At 67.4% G+C, this 23,677-nt stretch carries 22 protein-coding genes; 8 read left to right on the top strand and 14 right to left on the bottom strand.

The genetic code is table 11. The annotated features are described in order from the left end of the window. Positions 1-6: 6 nt before the first annotated feature. Complete coding sequence (locus ASG64_RS14630) at positions 7-393, top strand: universal stress protein (protein ID WP_042573553.1); 387 nt, start codon at positions 7-9, stop codon at positions 391-393. Positions 394-417: 24 nt separating this feature from the next. Here the strand turns inward: ASG64_RS14630 and ASG64_RS14625 are convergent, their stop codons facing one another. Further along, positions 418-1,089, bottom strand: coding sequence for an SDR family oxidoreductase (locus ASG64_RS14625; RefSeq protein WP_056074205.1), 672 nt, complete (start codon positions 1,087-1,089; stop codon positions 418-420). Positions 1,090-1,098: 9 nt separating this feature from the next. Further along, positions 1,099-1,560, bottom strand: coding sequence for a MarR family winged helix-turn-helix transcriptional regulator (locus ASG64_RS14620; RefSeq protein WP_056074204.1), 462 nt, complete (start codon positions 1,558-1,560; stop codon positions 1,099-1,101). 96 nt (positions 1,561-1,656) lie between these two features. Between ASG64_RS14620 and ASG64_RS14615 the strand changes: the two genes are divergently transcribed. From ASG64_RS14615 to ASG64_RS14605, 3 genes are read left to right on the top strand one after another with little or no spacing between them, the layout of a single operon-like run. After that, a complete protein-coding gene (locus tag ASG64_RS14615) occupies positions 1,657-2,169 on the top strand; it encodes a VOC family protein (protein WP_042573445.1) in 513 nt (170 codons plus the stop codon). A gap of 36 nt (positions 2,170-2,205) precedes the next feature. Beyond that, entirely contained in the window at positions 2,206-2,805 is a 600-nt protein-coding gene (gene wrbA, locus ASG64_RS14610) for an NAD(P)H:quinone oxidoreductase (RefSeq protein WP_042573444.1), read from the top strand. Between the two features lie 30 nt (positions 2,806-2,835). Further along, positions 2,836-3,618, top strand: coding sequence for a pirin family protein (locus ASG64_RS14605; protein WP_056074203.1), 783 nt, complete (start codon positions 2,836-2,838; stop codon positions 3,616-3,618). Here ASG64_RS14605 and ASG64_RS14600 read toward each other — a convergent pair whose 3' ends face one another. The 3 genes from ASG64_RS14600 to ASG64_RS14590 form a co-directional block, all read right to left on the bottom strand. After that, positions 3,619-5,034, bottom strand: coding sequence for an amino acid permease (locus ASG64_RS14600; RefSeq protein WP_056074202.1), 1,416 nt, complete (start codon positions 5,032-5,034; stop codon positions 3,619-3,621). A gap of 22 nt (positions 5,035-5,056) precedes the next feature. Further along, on the bottom strand, positions 5,057-5,995 hold the full coding sequence (locus tag ASG64_RS14595; RefSeq protein WP_156388382.1) for a universal stress protein: 939 nt from the start codon (positions 5,993-5,995) through the stop codon (positions 5,057-5,059). A gap of 80 nt (positions 5,996-6,075) precedes the next feature. Then, positions 6,076-6,696, bottom strand: a complete 621-nt coding sequence (locus tag ASG64_RS14590; RefSeq protein WP_042573441.1) for an NAD(P)H-dependent oxidoreductase — start codon at positions 6,694-6,696, stop codon at positions 6,076-6,078. 101 nt (positions 6,697-6,797) lie between these two features. Here ASG64_RS14590 and ASG64_RS14585 point away from each other — a divergent pair, with 101 nt between their 5' ends. Together ASG64_RS14585 and ggh are read left to right on the top strand one after the other, a co-directional pair. After that, the gene (locus tag ASG64_RS14585) at positions 6,798-7,382 is read left to right on the top strand and encodes a TetR/AcrR family transcriptional regulator (protein WP_056074200.1); all 585 of its coding nucleotides are present in this window, start codon (positions 6,798-6,800) and stop codon (positions 7,380-7,382) included. A 67-nt stretch (positions 7,383-7,449) separates the two neighbouring features. Then, the gene (ggh, locus tag ASG64_RS14580) at positions 7,450-8,787 is read left to right on the top strand and encodes a glucosylglycerate hydrolase (RefSeq protein WP_042573439.1); all 1,338 of its coding nucleotides are present in this window, start codon (positions 7,450-7,452) and stop codon (positions 8,785-8,787) included. Positions 8,788-8,790: 3 nt separating this feature from the next. Here ggh and ASG64_RS14575 read toward each other — a convergent pair whose 3' ends face one another. The 4 genes from ASG64_RS14575 to ASG64_RS14560 form a co-directional block, all read right to left on the bottom strand. Beyond that, positions 8,791-10,836, bottom strand: a complete 2,046-nt coding sequence (locus ASG64_RS14575) for a PhoX family protein (protein ID WP_442971153.1) — start codon at positions 10,834-10,836, stop codon at positions 8,791-8,793. 137 nt (positions 10,837-10,973) lie between these two features. Continuing rightward, positions 10,974-12,194, bottom strand: a complete 1,221-nt coding sequence (gene fdhA, locus ASG64_RS14570; RefSeq protein ID WP_027505994.1) for a formaldehyde dehydrogenase, glutathione-independent — start codon at positions 12,192-12,194, stop codon at positions 10,974-10,976. A 112-nt stretch (positions 12,195-12,306) separates the two neighbouring features. Beyond that, positions 12,307-13,062 (bottom strand): amino acid ABC transporter ATP-binding protein, encoded by a 756-nt coding sequence (locus tag ASG64_RS14565; RefSeq protein ID WP_056074198.1) that lies wholly within the window; start codon positions 13,060-13,062, stop codon positions 12,307-12,309. A 3-nt stretch (positions 13,063-13,065) separates the two neighbouring features. Then, positions 13,066-14,880 carry an ABC transporter substrate-binding protein/permease gene (locus ASG64_RS14560; protein WP_056074197.1) on the bottom strand — a complete coding sequence of 605 codons (1,815 nt, stop codon included), beginning with the start codon at positions 14,878-14,880 and terminating at the stop codon, positions 13,066-13,068. A gap of 201 nt (positions 14,881-15,081) precedes the next feature. Here ASG64_RS14560 and ASG64_RS14555 point away from each other — a divergent pair, with 201 nt between their 5' ends. Then, the gene (locus ASG64_RS14555; protein WP_056074196.1) at positions 15,082-16,419 is read left to right on the top strand and encodes an ammonium transporter; all 1,338 of its coding nucleotides are present in this window, start codon (positions 15,082-15,084) and stop codon (positions 16,417-16,419) included. Positions 16,420-16,422: 3 nt separating this feature from the next. Here the strand turns inward: ASG64_RS14555 and ASG64_RS14550 are convergent, their stop codons facing one another. The 5 genes from ASG64_RS14550 to ASG64_RS14530 all read right to left on the bottom strand — a co-directional run bounded on the left by ASG64_RS14550 (position 16,423) and on the right by ASG64_RS14530 (position 22,959). Beyond that, a complete protein-coding gene (locus ASG64_RS14550; RefSeq protein ID WP_042573551.1) occupies positions 16,423-17,190 on the bottom strand; it encodes an LLM class F420-dependent oxidoreductase in 768 nt (255 codons plus the stop codon). A 66-nt stretch (positions 17,191-17,256) separates the two neighbouring features. Next, complete coding sequence (locus tag ASG64_RS14545; RefSeq protein ID WP_056074195.1) at positions 17,257-18,141, bottom strand: LysR family transcriptional regulator; 885 nt, start codon at positions 18,139-18,141, stop codon at positions 17,257-17,259. Between the two features lie 47 nt (positions 18,142-18,188). After that, positions 18,189-18,707, bottom strand: coding sequence for a TIGR04338 family metallohydrolase (locus ASG64_RS14540; protein WP_056074194.1), 519 nt, complete (start codon positions 18,705-18,707; stop codon positions 18,189-18,191). Beyond that, on the bottom strand, positions 18,704-19,519 hold the full coding sequence (locus ASG64_RS14535) for a DUF2786 domain-containing protein (protein ID WP_056074193.1): 816 nt from the start codon (positions 19,517-19,519) through the stop codon (positions 18,704-18,706). The genes ASG64_RS14540 and ASG64_RS14535 overlap by 4 nt, the downstream gene beginning before the upstream one ends. After that, positions 19,516-22,959, bottom strand: coding sequence for an ATP-binding protein (locus tag ASG64_RS14530; protein WP_056074192.1), 3,444 nt, complete (start codon positions 22,957-22,959; stop codon positions 19,516-19,518). Before ASG64_RS14530 ends, ASG64_RS14535 begins: the two co-directional genes overlap by 4 nt. Before the next feature lie 126 nt (positions 22,960-23,085). Between ASG64_RS14530 and ASG64_RS14525 the strand changes: the two genes are divergently transcribed. Continuing rightward, positions 23,086-23,610 carry a hypothetical protein gene (locus ASG64_RS14525; protein WP_042573430.1) on the top strand — a complete coding sequence of 175 codons (525 nt, stop codon included), beginning with the start codon at positions 23,086-23,088 and terminating at the stop codon, positions 23,608-23,610. Positions 23,611-23,677: the final 67 nt, after the last annotated feature.

Here is a 23,677-nt window from a genome sequence, read left to right as displayed (position 1 = left end):
ACCGTCATGACCGTTGCAGTAGCGATGAATTCGACACCCGAAGGCCGTGAGGCTCTTGCTCAGGGACAGGCGGAGGCGACGCTGAGGGGCACCGATCTCGTCGTCCTGTCGGTGATCGATGCCGACTCGGTCACCACCGCCCACCGCGACGCAGCCGAGGCGCAGGCACGTCAGGTGCTGGGAGAGAACTCGTTCACGGTGCGGGTCGAACCCGACGGCGGCGATCCGGCGGGGGCTCTGGTCGATCTGGTCTCGGATGTCGGTGCCACGCTGGTGATCATCGGATCACGGCGCCGAAGCGCAGTCGGAAAGTTCTTGACCGGCAGTACAGTTCAGCGGGTGCTCCTCGACAGCCCGGTCCCCGTGCTGGTGGTGAAAGCGACCGAGCACTGAGTCACGAGTACGCCGGATCTCGGATCACCAGGGGCGGAGAACGATCTCCGTCGGGTGCGCGTCGCGGGGGGTGTCGACGGCCTGGCGTACCGCCCGAGCGACCGTGTCGACGGCCAGGAACTTCGAGCCGTCGTACTCCCCACCCTCGGTCTCGACGATCGCGCGCTGCATGTCGGTATCGATGCGGCCGGGGTGCACGGACGTGACGCGCAGGGATGGTTCCTCGAGACGTAGCGCGTCACCGAAGGCGCGCAACGCGAACTTGCTCGCGGCATAGGCGCCCCATCCGGCATTGGCCTTGATGCCGGCGCCCGAGTTGATCAGAACGACGTGACCGCCCGCCGCGCGCAACGCCGGTAGCAGGAGGCGGGTCAACTCGGCCACGGCGAAGACATTGGCCTCGAAGGTGTGCCGCCACGCGCTCCCGGTCAATGATTCGACGGTGCCCAGGTCGGCTACCCCGGCATTGTGGACGAGGACGTCGAGCGAGGTGATGCCGGCGGTGGCCGCCGCGAGGGCATCCGCGTCGGTCAGGTCCACCGGCCACGCGGTGGCGCTGATGAGTTCGTCCGCGATCCCCGCGACCGAGTCCGGCGTCGATCCTCCGACCAGGACGTCGTGATCGGTGGACAGCAGTCGGGCGATGCCCGCGCCGAGTCCGCGACTTGCTCCGGTGACGAGTGCAGTACGTGCCATGAGCCCAGACTAGGCGTCGGCACCGCGCTGGATGTGGGTGCGCATGGCGGAGTAGACCCGGACGAATGTGTCGACGTCGTCATCGGTGAGAACGTCGAACATCGAGGTCCGGACCGCTTCCACGTGTCCCGGGCTGGACTCTTCGAGCTTCCTCATGCCGGCATCTGTGAGTTCCGCCAACATTCCTCGGCGATCGTCCTCACATTCCACACGGACGACCCACCCGGCGTCGACAAGCCGGGTGATGGCACGGGTGACCCCGCTGCGGGTCGTGGTCACGGCGTCGGCGAGGGCGCGCATGCGCATCTGTCGATCGGGTGCCTCGGACAGCACCACCAGCAGCTCGAAGTCGGTGAACGAGATGCCGGAGTCGCGCGTGAGCTGTCGGTCGAGGGTCTGCATGAGCAGCCGTGTCGCATCGAGGTACGAACGCCATGCGCGCTGTTCGTCGTCCGCAAGCCATCGAGTCATGGGACGAGTTTACTCCAACTGGTTGACAGCGCAATTATCTGCGCTAGTGTTCAGATAGTTGACGACGCAACGAACAACCGATCGAAGGCGGAGACGATGAGCATCACAGCGGACGAGCAGAAGCGATCAGACGAGTTCGAGGCCCAGCGTGAGCGCCTGCGCGGCCTGCACCTCCAGCCCGCCGAGTCCCGGCCGACCTCTTCGGCCCGCGGACTGCACCACACAGCGCTGATCAGCAGCGACGTCGAGCAGACCATTCTGTTCTACCAGGGCGTCCTGGAGTTCCCGCTGACCGAGCTGATCGAGAACCGCGACTACCCAGGGTCGTCGCACTTCTTCTTCGACATCGGCAACAGCAACCTGCTCGCGTTCTTCGACTTCCCAGGACTCGACGTGGGTCCGTACCAGGAGGTCCTGGGCGGGCTGCACCACGTAGCCATCAGTGTCGACCCCGAGCGGTGGGACCACCTGCGCGCCAAGCTCACCGACGCCGGCGTCGAGCTCACCGAGCACAGCGGAGTCTCCATCTACTTCCGCGATCCCGACGGTGCTCGCCTCGAATTGATCGCCGACCCGCTCGGCGAGATGTACGGCCATCACGTTCTCTGAGCACGATCCGAAGATCCGACGACGAAAGGCACTCTCATGACCAAGCTTGCGATCCTCTACTACTCCTCCACCGGCCACGGCACGACCATGGCGGCCGAACTCGAGAAGGCCGCTCAGGCCGCCGGCGCCGAGGTCCGCGTGCGCCACATTGCCGAGACCCGCGATCCGGCCACGTTCGCCGAGAACCCGGCATGGAGCGCCAATTACGAAGCGACCAAGGATCTTCCGGCCGCGACCGGTGACGACATCGTGTGGGCCGACGGCGTGATCTTCGGATCCCCGACCCGCTTCGGCAGCGTCGCCGCTCCGTTCCAGACGTTCTTCGACACCCTCGGTGGCCTGTGGGCGCAGGGCAAGCTCGCCGACAAGGCGTACGCGGCGTTCACGTCGAGCCAGACCGCACACGGCGGCCAGGAAACGACGATCGTCAACCTGTACACCTCGCTGATGCACTTCGGCGGCGTCCTCGTTCCCCCCGGCTACACCGACGGCCTGAAGTTCGCCGACGGCAACCCGTACGGCGTCAGCCATGTCACGGGCCCCGACAACCAGAACGAGCTCGACGACGCGACCCGCGCCGCACTCGGTCATCTCGCTACTCGCGTCGTCACCGTCGCGGGCAAACTCGCGCAGTAACACCCCCACTCGCTCGAAGGGACCGTTCCCATGACGACTTCCACAGCTCCCGAACTCGACGTCCGTCGCTCGGAGGATCGGGACGCCACGAACATCGGCTGGCTCGATTCGCATCATTCGTTCTCGTTCGGTCAGCACTACGATCCCACCAACACCCACCACGGCGTGTTGATGGTGAACAACGACGACATCGTCGATGCGGGAACAGGATTCGACACGCATCCGCACCGCGATATGGAGATCGTCACGTGGGTCCTGCAAGGCTCTCTCGTGCACCAGGATTCGATCGGCCACAACGGCCTGATCTACCCGGGTCTGGCCCAGCGCATGAGTGCCGGCACCGGAATCCTGCACTCGGAGAAGAACGACTCGTGGCGGCTGGCGTCGACGGAGAACCCGTCGGCGAAGCACCGGGAACCGGTCCACTTCGTCCAGATGTGGGTCGTTCCGGACGAGGCCGGGATCACCCCGGGGTACGAGCAGCTCGAGATCGACGACGAATTGCTCTCCGGTGGACTGGTTCCGGTGGCGTCGGGCATGGATGCCTACAAGGACCACTCGGCGATCCGCATCAAGAACAAGTACGCCGCGATGCACGTCGCGCGGCTGCGTGCGGACACGCCCGCGCAGGAGCTGCCCGACGCTCCCTTCCTGCACGTGTTCGTCGCGCGCGGTGAAGCATCGCTCGAGGGCGTCGGGCTGCTCTCCGAGGGAGACGCCGTGCGCATCAAGGGCGGGGGCGGACAGAGCTTGTCGACGACGTCCGCCGCCGAGGTCATCGTGTGGGAGATGCACGCGACCATCGGCCGCTGATCAGGTCTGCAGCGCCGATCGCTTCCGCGAGTACGTGAAGTAGAGGAGCGACGTCGCGGACAGCCACACCGCGAAGAGGATCCACGTCTGGATGTGCAGTGTGCTGATCAGGTAGAGGCACGCGCAGATGGACAGGATGGGCAGTACCGGATAGAGCGGGACGGTGAAACCCCGCTCGATGTCGGGTTCGCGTCGACGCAGGATGATCACGCCGGCGGACACGACGATGAAGGCCACGAGCGTTCCCATCGACACCAGGTCCGCCAGGAAGTCCAGGGGAAGGAAGCCCGCCAGCAGGGCGACGAAGAAGGCCACGATGATCGTGTTCTTCACCGGCGCCAGGCTGCGCGGGCTCACATGTGAGAAGACCCCGGGGATCAAGCCGTCCCGACTCATCGCGAACAGGATGCGCGTCTGTCCGTACAGCGTGACCAGGGTGACCGAGAAGATGGACACCACGGCGCCCGCCGACAGCACGATGGACGGCCAGCTGGAACCGGTGACGTACTGCAGGATTTCCGCCAGTCCTGCTTCCTGGCCCTCGAACTCGGTGTACTTCTGTGCCCCGATCGCCGACATCGTCACCAGCAGGTAGATCACCGTGACCACGACGAGCGCGCTGATCAGTGCGATCGGCAGCGTCCGCCTCGGATTCTTCACTTCCTCACCGGCGGTCGACACGGCGTCGAGACCGATGAACGAGAAGAAGATCAGGCCCGACGCGGCGCCGACACCGGCAACCCCGAACGGGGCGAACGGGGCGAGGTTCTCGGCACTGAAACCGGTGAAGCCGACAATGGCGAACATCGCGAGGATGCCGATCTTGATGACGACCATGACCGCGTTGGCCCGCGCGGACTCACTGGTTCCGCGAATGAGCAGAACGGCGCACAGGCCGACCAGCACGATGGCCGGCAAGTTCACCCCGAAGCCCTCGCCGCCGCCGGGCGCATGCGACAACACGTCCGGGATACGCACTCCCACAGTGCGATCGAGCAGATCGTTGAGATACTGCGACCACAGGACCGAGACGGCCGCCGTCGACACGCCGTATTCCAGAACAAGGCAGGCGCCGACGAGGATCGCGACGAACTCACCGATGGTGGTGTACGTGTAGGTGTACGTCGATCCCGAGGCAGGAATGGACGACGCCAGCTCGGCGTAACACAACGCCGTCAGACCCGCGGTGATCGCGGCGATGACGAACGAGAAGATCACGGCCGGCCCCGCCACCGGGACAGCGGACGAGAAGATGAAGAAGATGCCGGTACCGACCGTCGACCCGACACCGATGCAGGTCAGCTGGAACGTGGTGATCGACCTCTTCAGGCGACCTTCACCCGACGACTCCAACGCCGTGATGTCGCTGATCGATTTGCGCCGCAACAGGCCCGAGCCGGTACCGGAATCGTTCATGTTTCCTCCAACGCAGACAGGGTCACCGAGCCAGCCGGCTTCCTCGGGGAACGACCAGCACCGGAACGGGACTGTGTCGCAGGATTTTCGACGCCGTAGACCCCAGGAAGACACGCGCGAGAGGTCCGAGGCGCGACGAGCCCAACACCAGGAGATCGCCGGACCCCAGTGAGACCGAGTCGATGACGTGCCGCCAGTCGCCGCCCGAGCCCACGGCGCACGTGGGTCGCAGGGACGGGTAGGCGGCAGTGACATCGGAGGCAGCGGACTCGAGCAGTCCACTCGCCTGCTCGCGCCACTGGGACGTCACCATGTCCTCGGCGTCGTAGCCGCCGAACGGCGGGTACGTGGTCGACCGGCGGGGCGCGAAGGCGACCAGGTGCAGGTCGACATTCCATCGGACGGCCAGCGCTGCCGCCGAGTACAGCGCATCCTTGGACTCGGCGGTGCCGGTGTAGGCGCACGACAGGCGCGAGAACGGCTCGGACACCGCACGGGCCCCCGACGGCGCGAGGGCGAGCGGGACGTTCGAGGAATGCAGAAGCGCCTCGCTCGTACTGCCCGGCGTGAAGCGGCCGTCAGGCCCGTCCGACGACCCCAGTGCGACGAGGTCCGCGTGGTACTTGGCCGCGGCATCGGTGAGCGCGGTGGATTCGGCGGCGTTCTCGGTGAAGAAGGCGGCCGGTGATCCGAGGTCGGCGGGAGTGAGAACGTCGGCCATCGCGGCGTTCGCGCTGCGGACCGAGTTGTTGCCCTGCTCCACGAGCCAGCGTCGATATTCGGCATCGACCGGGGCCATCGACGGAAACGGCCAGGTACGAGGCAACACTGTGCACGCGCGCACGGTCATCGAGGCGCCGGCGGCACGCGCCGTGGCAGCCATTCGAGCGGTGAGCGCCAACGCGTCGTGGCCGGAGTCGTCCGGTAACCACCCGACCAATGCGGACAAAGCGGTTGTCACACCACCACCCCCGACCGTTCGCGGAAAGATACTCGGGCTCAGTATGAGACCGACGCAGTACTTCTCGCAGCCCGACTCGGCTACACAGGCTGACCCGCGGTGTCGCGACGTGCCGTCCGGACAGCGGTCGACACGGCCTCGACTGCCGCAGTGACATCGCGGGCAACCTCCGCACGGGGGCGGCTCTCGGCGTCGAACACGTATTCACTGGCGCCGGCGCGGGCACCGCAGTACCCGATGATTCCGACACGCATCTGAGTGTCGATCGCAGAGTCGTACCCACGCTTGCGATATCCGGCGGCATCCTCGCCGCCCACCATCAGGAGGTGGACCGTCAAGCCTCCCAACTTGCGTGTCATCGGCGTCGTCGTGTCGTCGAACGCCCAGCCGTTGACGAACACCCGATCCACCCATCCTTTGAGCATCGCCGGCATCGACCACCAGTAGACGGGAAACAGCAGGACGAGGTGGTCGGCGCGGTCGATGCGTCGCTGTTCGGCCGCGATGTCGTCGGGAAGAGGTCCTTCCGCGCGATAGCGTCGCCGGTCGGCGAGCGTGAATCGCGGATCGAATCCCTCTGCGTGCAGATCGGCGACGTCCACGTCGTGACCGTCCTCCGACAGCGCGTCGACGAGACGGTCCGCGACCGCTCGGGTCAGTGAATGTTCGTCCGGGTGGGCGACGACGACGAGAGTGCGCACGAGGAGTCCTGTCCTTGAGGTCTACAAGTTACCAAAAGTAGGTTACCAATAGTAGGTTACTGTCGGTAGGTCACGTCGGCAAGGGATTCGGGGGTACAGGAATGGCACGAGCACGAATGGCTCGGGAGGACAGGCGGCACCAGCTGGTGGACCTCGCCTGGGCGATCGTGCGCGAACAAGGTGCCGACGCCTTGACGCTGGGTCACCTCGCCGAGGCCGCGGGGGTGACCAAACCTGTTGTCTACGCTCACTTCCCATCACGGTCAGCACTGCTGGTGGCGTTGTTCGAGGAGTACGACGCGCGCCAGAGCGTCGCCCTCGACGCAGCGGTCGCCGCCGTGCGCGCCGACTCGGTGGACGGGTGCGCGCGTGCGCTCGCCGTCTCACACATCGAGTGCGTCACCCAGCACGGCCGAGAACTCGCGGGCGTCGCCGCGGCCCTCGAGGGTTCCGCGGAGATGGCGGACTACAAGAGGCGCGCGGACCGCGCGTACGCCGAACGATGTGAACGGATTCTGGCACCCCACGTCACCGGCGGCGCGATCTCGACTGCTGCGATCATCGCCATGCTGGGTGCCGCCGACGCGGTGTCGGCGGCCGCCGCGGACGGCAGTGTCGACATCGCGGACGCCTACGACGAACTGACCGCGGTCGTCGTGTCGGTGGTGGAGCGCGCGCGGAGGTAAGGCGGACGAACCACCCGATCCGACCCGCACCCTGCAGGATGTCGACCCCCGACGGATGATGTCTCACATGGCCGCCCCCGGATTCACACCCACCCAGCTCGCAGCCCGGGCTGCCTACCTCCTGCGCGGCAACGATCTGGGCACCATGACCAGCGCCGCGCCCCGGCTGTACCCGCACATGTGGAGCTGGGATGCGGCGTTCGTGTCCGTCGGCCTGGCTCCGTTGAGCGTCGAGCGTGCAGTGGTCGAACTGGACACGTTGCTGTCCGCGCAGTGGTCGAACGGGATGATTCCGCACATCGTGTTCGCCAGCGGTGTCGACGGGTACTTCCCCGGGCCCGCGCGCTGGCAGGTCAGCGACCTGGCCGCACACGCCCCGATCGGTGTCCACACGTCGGGCATCACGCAACCGCCCGTGCATGCGATCGCCGTGCAACGAGTCCTCGACCACGCTCGACGCCGTGGACGGACAACGCGGCAGGTCGCCGGTGAGTTCCTCGATCGCCGCTGGCCGGACCTGGTGCGCTGGCACCGGTGGCTCGCGCACGCGCGGGACCAGGACGGCACCGGCCGCATCACGCTGCACCACGGGTGGGAGTCCGGCATGGACAACTCACCTCGGTGGGACAAGGCGTACTCCAAGGTCATCCCGGGTGTCGTGCCCCCGTACCTGCGGGAGGACACCTCCATCGTCACCGACTCGTCGCAACGCCCCAGCGATGTCGAGTACGACCGCTACCTGTGGTTGCTCGAAGAGATGAAGTTGGCGAACTACGACGACGTCGCCATGCACGCCGGTATGAGTTTCGCCGTGGAGGACGTCTTCGTCAGCGCGATCTTCGCCGTTGCGTGCGATGTCCTCGCCACCATCGGCGAGGACCACTCCCGACCGCATGCCGACGTCCGGGAGTTGCGTGGGTGGGCCGACCACTTCCGCGCCGGAGTCGTCGCGACGACGGACCCTCGATCCGGCGCCGCTCGGGACCGCGACGTGCGTTCGGGCGAGTGGATCAAGACCGACACGATGGCGATGTTCGCGCCACTGCTGTGCGGCGGGCTGCCTCGCGACACCGAGCGCGCCCTGCTCCGGCTGTTCGAGGGACCGCGATTCTGCGGCCACCCCGATTTCGCGTACGCCGTGCCCCCGTCCACGTCGCCCATCTCCCGCGACTTCCGGGCCAGGGAGTACTGGCGCGGGCCGGTGTGGCCCGTCATCACATGGCTGTTCTCCTGGGCCTTCGCCCGACGCGGATGGTCCGAGCGCTCGGCGATGCTGCGCGAGGAAGGCCTTCGTCAGGCCGGCGACGGCAGCTTCGCCGAGTACTACGAACCGTTCACCGGCGAGCCGCTGGGCAGCATGCAGCAGTCGTGGACAGCTGCCAGCGTGCTCGACTGGCTCGGCTGAGCGTCAGACCTTCCACACCGCCACGACCGACGGCCTGGGCTGCGACGATCCACCGTCCGGCCAGTGGGAGGCGGGCGCGTCGGCGCTGGCGTCGTCCTCCTCGCCCGGGTGCTGGACGCTGACGACGACGCGCTGCTCCTGCACGATGGGACCGCACGTCTCGGCGCCCTTGGGCACGGTGAGGAACTGCTTGGTCTGCCCGCGCCGCTCGCCGTCCAGGACGACGGAGAACAGTCCGTCGTTGGAGTCGAGGGCATTGCCGTCGGTCGAGATCCACAGGTTGCCGTCGGGATCGAAGGCCAGGTTGTCGGGGCACGAGATGGGGCTTACCTGAGTCTTGTCGAAGCCGCCGAAGTAGGTGTCGGCGGCTGACGGGTCACCACAGACCAGCAGAAGGTTCCACGTGAAACTGGTGCCGGCGTGGTCGTCGTCGAGTTCGAGCACCTGCCCGTTCTTGTTCTTGTCGCGCGGGTTGGCCTCGTCGGCGCCCGCCTTGCCCTCGGTACCGCGGTTCGAGTTGTTCGTCAGGGCGACGTACACCTTGCCCGTGACCGGGTTGGGCTCGAAGTCCTCGGGCCGGTCCATCTTGGTGGCGCCGACCTTGTCACCCGCGAGTCGCGTGAAGACCGCGACCTCTTCCGCGGACATACCGTCGACGAGCGACTCGCCCTTCCCGTCCTCGCCGGTGCGCAGCAGGGGGATCCACTCACCCTTGCCGGCGAACTGCCCCGTGGTGGGGAGCTTGCCGCTGCCGTCGATCTGGTCGGGAGCGTCGCCGGAGAGCTTCGCGACATACAGGGTGCCGGCGTCGAGAAGTGTCACGTTGGACCGCAGCGCGGCAGCACCACTGCCCTGCATCATCTTTCGCGACGAGACGAACTTGTACATGTAGTCGAACCGCTCGTCGTCACCGCTGTAGGCCACGACGGTTCCGTCGTCGGTGACGTGGATGGTGGCGGCCTCGTGCTTGAAGCGGCCCAGTGCGGTGTGCTTGATGGGCGCGGCGGTGGGATCCCACGGGTTGACCTCGACGACCCATCCGAAGCGATTCACCTCGTTCGGCTCCTGCGCCAGATCGAAACGCTTGTCGAACCGCTCCCACTTGCGCTCGGACGCAGCACCTTCGACGCCGTAACGCGCCAGGCGAGCGGCGGCCACCGGATCGGTGACGCTCTCGGCGTTGGCGAAGTACTGGTTGATGTTCTCCTCGCCGGACAACACTGTGCCCCAGGGAGTCACACCACCCGAGCAGTTGTTGAACGTGCCGAAGACCTTGGTGCCTGTCGGATCCGCAGACGTCTTGAGGAAGTTGCTTCCTGCCGCCGGACCGGTGACGACGAACTCGGTGGACCCGGTGATGCGACGGTTGTAGCGGCCCATCTGCGGAGTGAGCTTGCCCGAGCCGTTCTCTCCGGCGACCTGTACGACCGAAAGGCCATGGGCGGCAATGCCGATGGCGACCTGCTCGGCGGTGGGGTTCTCGGCGTCGTAACCCTTGAAGAGGAACGGCTCGGTGGTGTACTCGTGATTGACCACCAGGAGGTACTCGGTCGAGGACCCGTCGATAGGCAGCAGACCGGCGAAGTCGTTGTTGAACCCGAACTGCTTCTCCTGCGCCGCCGAGGTCTGGTTGTCGAAGTCGAACGCCGGCGCGCCGTCGACTACCGGATCGCCCCAGCGGATCACGACGGCCTGCTCGTAGCCCTCCGGGACGACGACCGCGTCCTCGGTGTTCGGTGCGACGGCGGTGAAGTCGAGGCCGCGCGGTTCCGGAGTGGGGGTGGCCGACGCCGTGGTGGCAGTTCCCTCATCGCCCGTCCCGCACGCGGCGAGCGCGCTGGTGGCACCGACGGCCAGCACGGCCATCGCTCCACCGCGCAGGATGCCGCGACGCGTCATCGCGGTCTTGACGATGTCGCCGAAGTATTCGCTGCTCGACGTGTTCGGCACCTCGTGGAAGCAGGCGTCACCGCACTTGTACTTACACGTCAGCGACGATCGGGAGGACGAACCGTCGTGCTGATGGGAGACGATCAGGGGCAGCGGAATCGTGGTCACCGCACGACCGTAGGGATGCCGAGCAAAAGGCAAAGAGAAGGTAAGCAACTCCCCGGGTACTGCGAGATGAACGGCGGACGAACGGTGCGGAGAACCGCGGATACCGCGGCTCTCCGCACCGACCGTGACTAGGCGGCGCCGAGCAATCCGTGCGGATCGAGGACGAACTTCGTGGCCTCACCGGAGTCGAAGTCGGCGTAGCCCTGCGGAGCCTGCTCGAGCGAGATGGCGCGTGCGTTGACGGCCTTCGCGATCTGCACCCGATCGTGCAGGATCGCCATCATCAGTCCGCGGTGGTACTGCATCGTCGGGCATTGGCCGGTGGCGAACGACAACGACTTCGCCCAGCCGGTACCGAGGCTCAGCGACAACGCACCGACCTTGGCGGCCTCGTCGGATGCTCCGGGGTCACCGGTGACGTACAGCCCCGGAATGCCGAGCGAACCGCCCGCCGTGGTGATGTCCATGAGCGAGTTCAGCACTGTCGCAGGCGCTTCCGTGGCAGAGCCGTCACCGTGGCCACGAGCCTCGAACCCGACGGCGTCGACGCCGCAGTCCACCTCCGGCACCCCGAGCAGCTGTTCGATCTGATCCTTGGGATCGCCCTTGCTGACATCGACCGTCTCGCAGCCGAAACTGCGGGCCTGCGCGAGCCGACTCTCGTTGAGGTCGCCGACGATGACGACGGCGGCGCCGAGCAGTTGCGCGCTGGCCGCCGCGGCGAGCCCGACCGGACCGGCGCCGGCGATGTAGACCGTGGATCCGACTCCCACTCCGGCGGTCACGCAGCCGTGGAAGCCGGTGGGGAAGATGTCCGACAGCATCGTCAGGTCGAGGATCTTCTCCATGGCCTGGTCGCGGTCGGGGAACTTCAGCAGGTTCCAGTCCGCGTACGGCACCATGACGTACTCGGCCTGGCCTCCGACCCAGCCGCCCATGTCGACGTAACCGTAGGCGGCGCCGGGACGATCGGGATTGACGTTCAGGCAGATGCCGGTCTTGCGTTCCTTGCAGTTCTTGCAGCGACCGCACGCGATGTTGAACGGAACCGAGCACAGATCACCCTGTTTGATGAACTCCACGTCGCGGCCGACTTCGATGACCTCGCCGGTGATCTCGTGGCCGAGGACCAGGCCCTCGGGGGCCGTCGTACGGCCTCGCACCATGTGCTGGTCGCTGCCGCAGATGTTGGTGGAGACGACCTTGAGAATCACGCCGTGCGGACACTCGCGGCCCACACTCGCCGGATTCACGCCGGGCCCGTCCTGCAGGGTGAAGCTGGGGAAGTCGATGTCGACGACCTCGACCTTCCCGGCTCCGGCGTAGGCGACGGCTCTGTTGTCGGCCATGTGTTCAGCTCCCGTTCGAGGTAGAGCGCCGACATTCTCGAGTGCGAATGTCGGCATCTCTCTCGACGGTACGCGGGATGCTGTGCGCCGCGTCACATTCGCGGCTCGGAGATCAGAGCACTTCGGACAGGAACCGCTGCAGTCGATCGGTCTGCGGATCGTCGAACAGCGCAGCGGGTGGGCCCACCTCGACGGCGCTGCCGTGGTCCATGAACAGGACGCGGTCGGACACCGAGCGAGCGAAGCCCATCTCGTGCGTGACGACGACCATCGTCATGCCGCCGGTCGCGAGGTCCGCCATCAGGGCCAGGACGCCCTTGACCAGCTCGGGGTCGAGCGCGGAGGTTGCCTCGTCGAAGAACATGACCTGCGGAGTCATCGCGAGCGCACGAGCGATGGCGACGCGCTGCTGCTGACCACCGGACAGGTTGCCCGGTCGTGAGCCTGCCTTCTCCTTCAGTCCGACCTTGTCCAACTGATCGAGGGCGACGGCGTGAGCCTCGTCTTTGCTGCGTCCCTTGAGTTTCCACGGTCCGAGAGCGACGTTGTCCAGCACAGTGCGATGCGGGAACAGGTTGAACTGCTGGAACACCATGCCGATGCGCTGGCGCAGTGCGTCGGGATCGTCCTTCAGCACCGATCGGCCGTCGAGAAGGATGTCGCCCTGTTCCGGCTCGTGCAGACGGTTCAGCACACGCAGCAGAGTGGACTTGCCGGAGCCCGACGGTCCGATGACGGTCGTGGTGCCGCCCGCTGCGACGTCGATGTCGACGCCGCGCAGAACCTTGTTGGTACCGAACGACAGGTGCAGATCTCGCCCGGCGAGCGAGACGCCGGTCAACGAATCCGTCTGAGGAGTAGTAGTCATGTGTCAGCCTCTTTCCACGACGATGGCCTGTTCGACCGGGTCGAGAGTCTGCTCGGCCTTGCCGACGCGCAGACGCTTGTCGATGTAGTTGACCAGGTGGGTCAGCGGCACGGTCATGGCGAGATACACCAGGCCGGCGGCGACCAGCGGGGACAGGTTGCCGGTCTGGGCGTTGAGGTCGCGACCGACGGCGAACAGCTCGCGCTGCGTGGCCAGCAGACCCAGGAAGTAGATCAGCGACGAGTCCTTGATCAACGAGATGAACTGGTTGACCAGGGCCGGCAGCACGCGTCGGACACCCTGCGGCACCACGACCAGGCGCATCGAGCGGCGGTAGCTGAACCCGAGCGCACGTGCTGCCTCGATCTGCCCCTTCTCGACGCTCTGGATGCCGGAGCGGAAGATCTCGCCGATGTACGCGGCCGCGAGCAGCGACAGCGCCACCGCGCCGAGCCAGTACGGGTTGTTGCCGGTGATGCCGCTGACCACCGGTCCGATGCCCAGGCCGATGACCAGGATGATCACGACGGCGGGCAGTCCGCGGAAGATGTCGGTGTACACGCGGGCGGGCCAGCGCAGCCACCGAGTACGCGAAAGTCCCGCGAGAGCGAGCAGCATGCCGAGGACGGTGCCGATGATGCCCGACGCCAACGCCAGGATCAGGGTGTTCGGCAGGCCGGTCTTCAGCAGGTCCGGCAGCGCCTTCTTGTAGAGCTCCCAGTCGAAGAACGTGTCCCCGAGCTGCTCGAACGTCGACTTGGGTGCGACGGCCTGCGCTGCGGGAGCGTTCGCGTCGTTCTGCGCGGCGATGGCGGCGAAGTCGGGGAGATCGGGCTGCGGCGCCGCCTTGCTGCCGGGCTTGAAGCCCTCCGGGAGTTCGCGCGGAACCCAGTCGGAGTACAGCTGCGCCCAGGTGCCGTCCGCGATGATCGCGTCGAGTCCGGAGTTCAGGGCGTCGATCAGCGGCTGGTTGTCACGGGCGACGGCCCAGCCGACGAAGTTGTTGAGGCTGAACGTGTTCTGCGTGATCGCCGTGCCGTCCTCCGGCTTCACCAGACCCTCCGCCTGCTGCGACGGTGCGACCCAGGCGTCGATCTGCCCGGTCCGCAGGTTCGCGTAGGCCGTGTTGTAGTCCGGGAACTTCACGGGGTCGAGGCCAAGGGTGTTCACGACGTAGTCGTCCTGCACGGTGCCCTGCACGACGCCGATGCGCGTGTCCGGTCCGAGGTTCTCGAAGGCGGTGATCGGGCCGCCGGCCTTCGCGACGAGGGTGAAGTATCCGAAGTCGTAGCCGTTGGTGAACCCGACGGTGTTGCGGCGCTCGTCGGTGGTCGTGATGGACGAGGAACCGACGTCGAAGCGTCGGCCGGCGACCTGTGCGAGCAGACCCGAGAACTCGGTGCCCGAGAAGTTGATCTGCAGGCCGAGCTTGGCGGCGACGGCCTTCAGCAGCTCGTTGTCGTAGCCGGTGTAGTCGCCCGCACCGTCGACGCAGATGCTGGGCGGCGCGTCGGACAGCGTGCCGACAGTGAGTTGGCCGGGCGTGATCAGGCCGAGCTGCGAGGTGTCGATGCGGTCGAGGGGCGTGACCGACGGAGTCGTGTAGCGATCCTCGGTGGCGGCTGCCGCTGCGGCGTCGAAGTTGGTGGGCGTCGACGAGGCGCTGTCGACACCGGGAGGTGCGCACAGCTCCGTCGGTGCCGCGGCCGCGGAGGATCCGCCGTCGTCCGAGGACGAGCCGCATCCGGCGAGAAGGGCGGCGAGGAGAAGTGTCAGAACCAGGGCGATCAGGGATCGTCCCGAGCGGTGCGCAAGCATGTGACAAACACTAGGGCTCGACCGCGAGCAGCACCGAAACGTCGAACACGCAATGGTTGTGCTCAGTGATCTGTGTTCGCGACGCCCCGAGCAGGGTCTACTCTCCGTCGGGGCGTACGTCACCGAGCATCCAGGCGATCTGGAGGGTGTACGCCGGGGGACGGAAGGTTCTACGTGTACTCCACTCTTGCGTATCCGACGATGGGTGTTCCGGACGCGGGCAACACGGCCTGGGTGTTGGCCAGCGCCGCCATGGTGCTGCTGATGACCCCCGGCCTCGCGTTCTTCTACGGCGGCATGGTGCGCGTGAAGAGCGTGCTGAACATGATGATGATGAGCCTCTCGGCCATCGGGGTCGTGTGGGTGCTGTGGGTCCTGTTCGGATACTCGATGGTGTTCGGCGACGACAGCGTCGGTGGGTGGATCGGGGACCCGACGCAGTTCGCCGGCCTCACCTCGTTGATCGGCGGCAGCTTCGGAGCCGGCGGCGGCCCGGTCGATATCCCGCTGGTGGGTACCGTCCCGGCGCTCGCCTTCGTCGCCTTCCAAGCAGGCTTTGCGATGGTCACCGTGGCGCTCGTGTCCGGCGCCGTCGCCGACCGGATGCGCTTCATGCCGTGGGTGATCTTCGCCGGTCTTTGGGCGACACTCGTCTACTTTCCCGTCGCGCACTGGGTGTTCGCGTTCGACGGTGTCACCGCGGAGACCGGAGGCTGGATCGCCAATCAGCTGAAGGCCATCGACTTCGCCGGCGGCACCGCGGTGGAGATCAATGCCGGCGCGGCCGGACTGGCGCTCGCCCTCGTCGTCGGCAAGCGCCGTGGGTGGCCCCGCGAGGCGATGCGGCCGCACAACCTGCCCGCCGTCATGGTGGGTGCCGGACTGCTGTGGTTCGGCTGGTTCGGATTCAACGCCGGGTCGTCGTTGGCTGCCGACGGAATCGCCGCGGTCGCGCTGGTCAACACGATGGGCGCGGGCGCGATGTCGATGGTCGCGTGGCTGGTGGTCGAGAAGATCCGCGACGGGAAGGCCACATCCTTCGGCGCGGCGTCGGGCGTCGTCGCCGGTCTGGTGGCGATCACGCCGTCGTGCACGGCCGTCACGCCGATCGGCGCTCTGGGCGTCGGCGCAGCCGCCGGTGTCGCCTGCGCTCTGGCGATCGGCCTCAAGTACCGCTTCCGGTACGACGACTCGCTCGACGTGGTCGGAGTGCACCTGGTCGGCGGCATCGTCGGCACGCTCATGATCGGTCTCCTCGCCAGCAGCGACATGCCGCCCGGTGTCGACGGCCTGTTCTACGGCGGTGGCGTCACGCAGCTCGGTCGACAGGCCGTCGCCGTGGTCGTCGTTCTCGCGTACGCGTTCCTGGTCACCGCGGCCATCGCCACGGTGCTGAAGCTGACCATCGGGATCAGAGCGGATCCGCAGCACGAGACGGACGGCATCGACGAGCACGAGCATGCCGAGTCCGCGTACGAGTTCGCCTCCTCGCACGGCGGACACGGCAGCTCGGGCCTGTTCGGGAAGCAGTCCGGCTGACCGTCAGCTCTGGTGGGACCGCGCCCAGGAGATCGCACCGGTCAGCTCGGTGAGGTCGTAGTCGGGGCCGTTGACGCCGACGGTGAAGAGGGTGGCGCCGGCGTCGACGAACGACTGGGCGTCGTCGGCACCCGGCCACGCCACCGACCGCTCGATCTGCGACACGTCGCGGCCGACGGTCTCACCGTGTCCGGCGAGCACCTCGGACTTGTGCTTCAGCGCGTCCAGATCCGCGAAGCTGTGCCACACGTCCGCGTACTGCGCCACCATCTTGAGCGTCTTCTTCTCACCACCGCCGCCGATGAGGATCGGGATGTGGCGAGTGGGAGCAGGGTTGCCGACGGCGAGACGAGTGGTGATGCGGGCCAGGCTCTCGTCGAGAAGCTTCAGACGCGAACCGGCCGTGCCGAAGTCGTAGCCGAAGTTGTCGTAGTCCTTCTGGTTCCAGCCGGCTCCGATGCCGAGGATCAGGCGGCCTCCACTGATGTGGTCCACAGTGCGGGCCATGTCTGCCAGCAGGTCGGGATTGCGGTACCCGCCGCCGGTCACCAGGGCACCGATCTCGACGTTCGACGTCTGTTCCGCCCAGGCGCCCAGCATCGTCCAGCACTCGAAGTGGGCTCCGTCCAGATCGCCGTACAACGGGTAGAAGTGATCCCAGTTGAAGACGATGTCCACACCCGCGTCCTCGGACCGAAGAACCGCGTCGCGGATCAGGCCGTAGTCGGGGGCGTGCTGAGGCTGGAGTTGAACTCCGATACGAACGGACATGTGTGATCCTTCGGTGAGGCCGCTGAGTGTCCACTCCATCGTGCCCGTCATGTCAACCGTCTGCGCTCACGGGCGACGTGTGGGCATCCCGCGACTGCGCAGATCCTCGACGAACCGCTGCACCAACGCGTCGGTCGGCGCGCCGACCATCATGACGACGGTGCGCTGCAGGGGCGGTGTCAACGGCCTGACGACGCCCGGGAACCGGGGCGGCAGCGCTGTGACCGGAACGAGGGCGGTACCGAGCCCTGCGTGCGCGAGTTGGGCTGCGGTAGTGGAGTTCCGGGTATGGGTGATCGCCTCGAGCTGAACGCCGTGAGACGCGGCGACGGTATCGAACCACGCTCGTAGACCGTTGGAGGGGTGGTAGTGGACGATGGGCCTCCCGGCCAGCTCGTGCCACGAGACGGCGTCGGAATCGGCGAGATCGAGGCCTTCCGGTACGACGGCGACGACGTCCTCGGTACCGAGGTCGACGACGGTGCCCGCGTAGCGCTCGGATGCCGGACCGACCGCGAGGTCGACGTCACCGTTCGTCACCGCGTCCGCCATCGCATCGGCACTGGCGAACTCGGTCAGGTCCAGATCGACAGTGCGGTACTTCCGGGTCCAGGCGCGCAGGGTCGGCGCGAGCAGCGGAACGGTCAGAGATTCCGCGCAGGCCAGTCGGAGTCGGCCCTCGGTCCCGGCGGCCAGCGCTCGCCCCGTCGTGAGAACGCGATCGGCCGCTGCGAGGGTCGCCCTCGCATCGACCAGGACGGCGCGGCCGGTAGGAGTCGGACGCACCCCGCGCGGGAGCCGCTCCAGCAGTGGCGTCCCGATCTCCGCCTCCAGTGACGCCAGCTGGTGCGACAAGGCGGGCTGGGACAGATGCAACCGCGCGGCACCGGCGGTGATCGACCCGGCGTCGGCCACGGCGACGAAGCATTCCAGGGCTCGCAAGGTCGGCACCAGCAGAGGCTATGTGACGCGGGGGCTCTGCGACGTGGCAGGCAGGGTCATCCGATCTGCACGCCGCACGCATACATCGTCGTGCGGAGAACGAATGCTGCTTCGGCGCCGATGATCTCGGCGACGAGGGTCAGGTAGCGCTCGACGAAGGCGCCACCGTGCGCGGGTTCGCGCCGATCGTCCGGATCGCCCGGTTCGAAATGATGCGCGATCTCGTGCAGCAGCACCATCTCGCGGAGCGCCCACGCTCGACCGCGCACGTGCAGGGGCACGGCGATGGTCGCGGAGTCGGCCTCGTAGTGAGCGGCCCCTGTTCCGGAACGAGCCCGAACGCGAACGGGAATCGATGCTCGCGGCCATTCGCGCCGGACCCATGACAACGCGCACACGGCGTCGACGTACGCCTGGACGGAGTCGAGCGAGGCGAACCGTCGTTCGACGGGAAGGGTGACCGTCGAACCGTGGATCTCGATCGTCCGCAGTCCTCGCTGGTCCGCTCGGTCGAACATGGTCCGCACCTGCTGCTCGGCGTCGTAGACGCGGGAACGTTGGGCGTCCCGGGTCATCGCTCCAAACGCCCTCGGGCGCCGCCGATCTCGGGTTGATTCCCCAACCGGGCGCGCCTGCCGGCGTGATCGCCCGCACGACGGGCCTCGGCGGAGTACGAGTTGCTCGCGCTCCCCCGCCAGGTTCCCCTGGCGGTGGATTCCGCGGCGTAGAAGTCGCGTAGCTCGATCTCTTTGTCGCGCAGCACCATCGCGGTACCGGCCTCGGGAGCCTCCAGAGCCACCACCTCCGCCTCGGCTTCCTTCCGCACCGCGGCCAGGCGTTCTCCGACGCGGTGCGCGAACGCTGTCTGGAACTCGAGCCGCGCCGTGACACCGGCCAGGGGCTTGCGCTCGACGGTGCGATACCGGCGACGCCCTCGCACCACGATCACTTCTCGGTCGACGGTGGCGTCGCGATGCGCACCCGACGAGATGTAGGCGTCGCTCGCGCGCACCATCTGCACGAGGAGGCTGGCGTACAGAGCCTGGCAGGTATCGATGTCGGTGTCGAACCCGTACGCGAACACCTGCGTGGACGACTGGGCGACGTCGCACTGGACGTCGTTGGCGCGGGCGATGGCCACGAACAGCAGAACGTAGGTGCGCAGTCCCTTCTTGCCGGGCTCACCGATGGGAACGATCCGCTGTACCGGCGTCGCACGCTTCTCTCGGGACGCGGTATGCGAGCGTGCGACGGCGAGATCGATCGATGCGGCGGTGGCCAGGCGCTGCGCCGCCTCCATGAACGCTTCGGCCTCATGGGGGTTGTCCGTCGACTCCGCTTGTCGCAGAAGTCCTCCGATGCGGGCCACCATCTTGTCCGAACTCACCGGTGCCCCTCCGCCGATGCGCAGAACGCGTCGATCCGTCGGCGCACCGATGTCGCGCCGATCGCATCCGCACGCTCGCGCGCCGACCGTACGGCCCGATCGGACACCCTGCCGGTGCGGGCATGGTCGATACGAAGACCCAGGTAGGCGTCCTCCGCACTCCAGGCTGAGTAACCCCGCTGGAGGTGGAGGCGCCGCGCCGCGTGGAGGTGGCGTCCTGCACGCTCGAGATGGCCGGCAGTGAGGGACATGTCGGCGAGATGGTGGTGGACGACGCCGAACGTGGCGGGAGACATCGACACCGTCAGTTCGGCGAACGGCAGCAACCGGGCGTGGACGTCCTCGCAGACCTCGACGTTGCCGGTACCGGCCGCGGCGCGCCCGATGAAGGCCATGGTCATCAACCACAGGAGACCCTCGGGAACGGCGGCGATGCGCTGCGCGTCGTACCAGTCCGTCAACCGTCGGGCCTCCTCCAACTCCCCTACGTCCAGGTGCGCCATGGCCACCGCCGGGCGGAATGCTGCGATCAGGTCGAACATCGTCGCCATCTCGTCGCGAACGCCGACGAAGTAGGACAGATCGCCGCGGAACATGCGTAGCGCGAGGATCGACGTGCCGTCACGGCCGTAGGTATGGCTGCCGACGGGCGCATCGGGTGGTGTCCGGATACGGTCCAGCACGGCTTCCGCCCGCACCAGACGCCCTGCCGTGACGTCGAGCCCGAAGCGCGAACACGCCATGACCCAGGACATCTCGTCGTCGGCGGCGATGTCCGCCGACGTGACCGCCGCGAGTGTCGACGCCGCTCCGTCCAGATATCCGAAGTCCACCTGGGACCGAGCCTGGACCGCGGCCACGGACGGGTCCCGACGACGCAAGGGCGACGTCGCGCGCAAGTCGTCGAGCCGTGTCAGCGCTTCGTGTCGGAGGTCCCAACACTGCGGCACGAGCAGGGACCGCAGCATCGCGACGAGTGCACCTTCGAGGGCCGCACCGTCGCCGACCGAGTGCGCGATCGCCGCGGCCCGCTCGAGCAGACGCCGCCGCTCCTTCCAGTCGTCGTTCCAACTCAGCTCCGTCGCCAACTGCGTCAACAGCCTCGAGGCCTCGGGACCGTCCTGACGGCCGGTGTCCTCGAGAAGGTGCAACGCCTCCTGCAGGCTGTGCACTCGCTCGGGCAGCGGCTCGAAGATCTGGAACAGCGTCGCACCGTCCATGGTGTCGGCGAGGGTCGCGTCGATCTGGAGATCGTGCAGGCCCAGACGGCGCGCCATGGCGATGGCGTCGAACAAGGTCGAACGATACGAGCGATCGAGGCATTTGCGTTGTGCCCGACCGAGATCGACGAGCAACCGGCAACGCTCCTCAGAATCCCCGCGTGGGACCATCCTGCGCAGCGCGATCCGGTAGCCCGACACGGCGTCCTCGTAGGCGGAGACCGCGTAGGCGCTGTCCCCTGCGCGCCGTGCATAGTGCGCTGCCTCGGATCGGTCGGAATCGAGGGACCGGCCGAAGTGATACGCGATGCGTCCCAGCTCGTCGGCGGTGGTGTCGGCGCCGAGCGCGATCAGCGCGCGCGCCACGTCGGAGTGCAGCTGTGCGCGTCGTGCGCCCGGAATGGAATCGTGGACGTCCTTCTGTACCAGTGCATGCCGCATCGTCAGGTCGTCGTCCGTCTCGCCGGCGATGACGAAGTTGACTCGCGCGAGTTCGTCCAGGGTCTCGGCGAATCGGATGTCGTCGGGGATCGTCGATGCGGCGCGCAGGACCGGCCGCGGAATGGTCGATCCGAGGACGGAGCACAGTTCCAGCAGTGTCACCGCGTCGCAGCTGAGCGTGCTTCTGGCGATCCTGACCGCGTCGGCGACGGTGTCGGGTATCGATCCGCCCGGCTCCCGCTCGTGAGCCGCCAGCACGGCGGCGATGAGAAGGGCGGACCCGCCGGTGCGCTCCACCAGGGCATCGGCGTCGAACGGAGACTGTCGCCCTCGTACGAGGTCCCGCACGGCTGCGACGGAGAGTCCGCCCAGCCTGATCTCGCGGTAGCCCTCGGTGCGGCGCGCGGCGGCGAGGGTCGACTGCAGTTCGGGGGATCTGTGGTTCTCGTCGCGGACCCCCACCATGATGCACAGACGCGTGCCCGCGGTCTCGCGCGCCAGGTGGCGGATCAGCGTGGAGGTAGCGCCCGAGGCCCACTGGACATCGTCGATGACGAGCAGGGTGGCCCCGCGGCGAGCCGGTCCGACGAGCCATTCCGTCACGGCCTCCGCGGCCCCGGCCCGGTCGTCGTGCCCGTGAGCGGGAATGAGATCGCCGAAGCGCCGGGCGGCGCCGGGGACGATGCTGAGGATGCTCGTTCCGTTCTCCCGCAACCACTCTCGCGCTCCGGCGACGCCTCGCGCATCGAGATCCCGGCTCACGGCGTCGACGAACGGCTCGTACGGGATGACGGCATGTTCACCGCACCGGCCCGCGACCACGTTCATCCCGCGTCGACGGCCGAGGTCTCTCGCCGCGCGCATCAGAGACGTCTTTCCGACGCCGGCCGGCCCGGACACGACGACGAACCGCCCGTGACCCGCTGCCGCCGACTCCAACGCAGAGCCGATCTCGGTCATCTCACGCTCACGACCGACGAATTCCCGACCGACCGCGCGCTGCTCGACGGGCTGAGCGGTCGCCGCGTCGTCGTCGAGTGCCTCGAGGAACAGCTCTCGGGTGGCGGGGGACGGATCGACTCCCAGTTGCTCGGCCAACACCGTTCGACACCGGGAGGCCGCACCGAGTGCCTGGGCGCGATCACCGAGCCCCATGTAGCCGCGCATCGCCACCCGGTACACGCTCTCGCGCAGCGGATCCGCGGCCAGAAGCGACTCCGCGGACGAGACGGCGTTGTCGAACTCGCCGAGTTCGAGGGAGGCCGACGCGTCGAGTTCGAGCGCGGTGAGGCGAAGGACGTCGAATTCGGTGCGGATGCCGTCGGCCCAGTTGCCGGTCGCTCCCACCAGGACGGGCTCGTTGAGTATGTGCAAGGCGCGACGTGCGTCGTGAGCCTGCTGTGACGGCGACGCGTCGTTGCGGTGGCAGGCGGCGCGGGCCGTCTCCAGGTCCACGTCGGTGTCGGGGGGGAGGACGAGACGCACCATGCCCGACCGGGAGGTGACGGAGTTTCCGGCGATGTCGGCCGCGTCGAGAACGTCGCGCACCTTGGAGATGACGCCGCGGAGGACGGATTTCCACGTGCGGGGACGAGCGTCCGGCCACAGGAGAAGTGCGAGTTCGTCGAGCGGAACGTCCCGGTGTCGATTGACTGTCAGGTATGCGAGGACCTCGACGCATCGAGGGCCGCCGACGATACGCGGATCCACCACGCGGGTACCTCGTGCGACGCTGATCTGCCCGACCAGGCGAATGGTCGCAGGGAGGTCGTTCGTCACCGTTCGAGTCTATTCGCACGGCCCGGGTCAGCGACTTTTGCACTTCCTGTGCACGCCTCGAACACACTCGAGCGAGTAGACGACAACCGACCGACCGGTCGGCGGCGAGAGCTCGGGAGTTCGCACATGGCATTCACCTCCACCACCGTCTGTCTTCTGGCCGGTTCCGTCGCGTCCCGGACCTTCGCGGGATCGACCTACCGTGTGGGGACCTCCCCCGCGCACGGTTCGGTGGACGTCGCCTTCGACGGCATGTTCACCTATTCGCGCACCGCGACGACCGACCGGTGGGCCGATGACCCGGCATCGTTCGGGTCCGACGAGTTCAGCGTCGTCGTCCGGGCCGACGGTCGCGATCTCGCCGAGATCGTGGTGCGGCCACTCCTGTCGACGAGCGCCAGGATGCCCATCACCTCGGTGCGCGTCGTGGTCGTCGGTGGAGCCGCCGACGTCTATGACCGCGTGGCTGCATCGGCTCCGCGTCGGCGGCCGCCGTCAGGAAACTTGCGCTCGCTGAACGGCCGGCACCGGGTCACCGCCCGGTTCGGGGCCGACCCGAGTAACGAGACCTTCGAGGTCTTCGTCTCCGACGGAGTGAGCGAACGGACGTCGTACGTCCTGGGGGTGTCCGATGCGCCGCTGATCTGGTGATCGACGCGCTCCGCACATGCCGAAGGGCACCGTCCGTCGACCGGATCGGTGCCCTTCGGCAGTAGTG

Source organism: Rhodococcus sp. Leaf247, from assembly GCF_001426185.1.
In the GTDB taxonomy this organism is placed as follows: Bacteria; Actinomycetota; Actinomycetes; order Mycobacteriales; family Mycobacteriaceae; genus Rhodococcoides.
The sequence above is the reverse complement of the archived record's forward strand: the minus strand, read 5'-3'. Positions and strand labels throughout refer to the sequence as shown.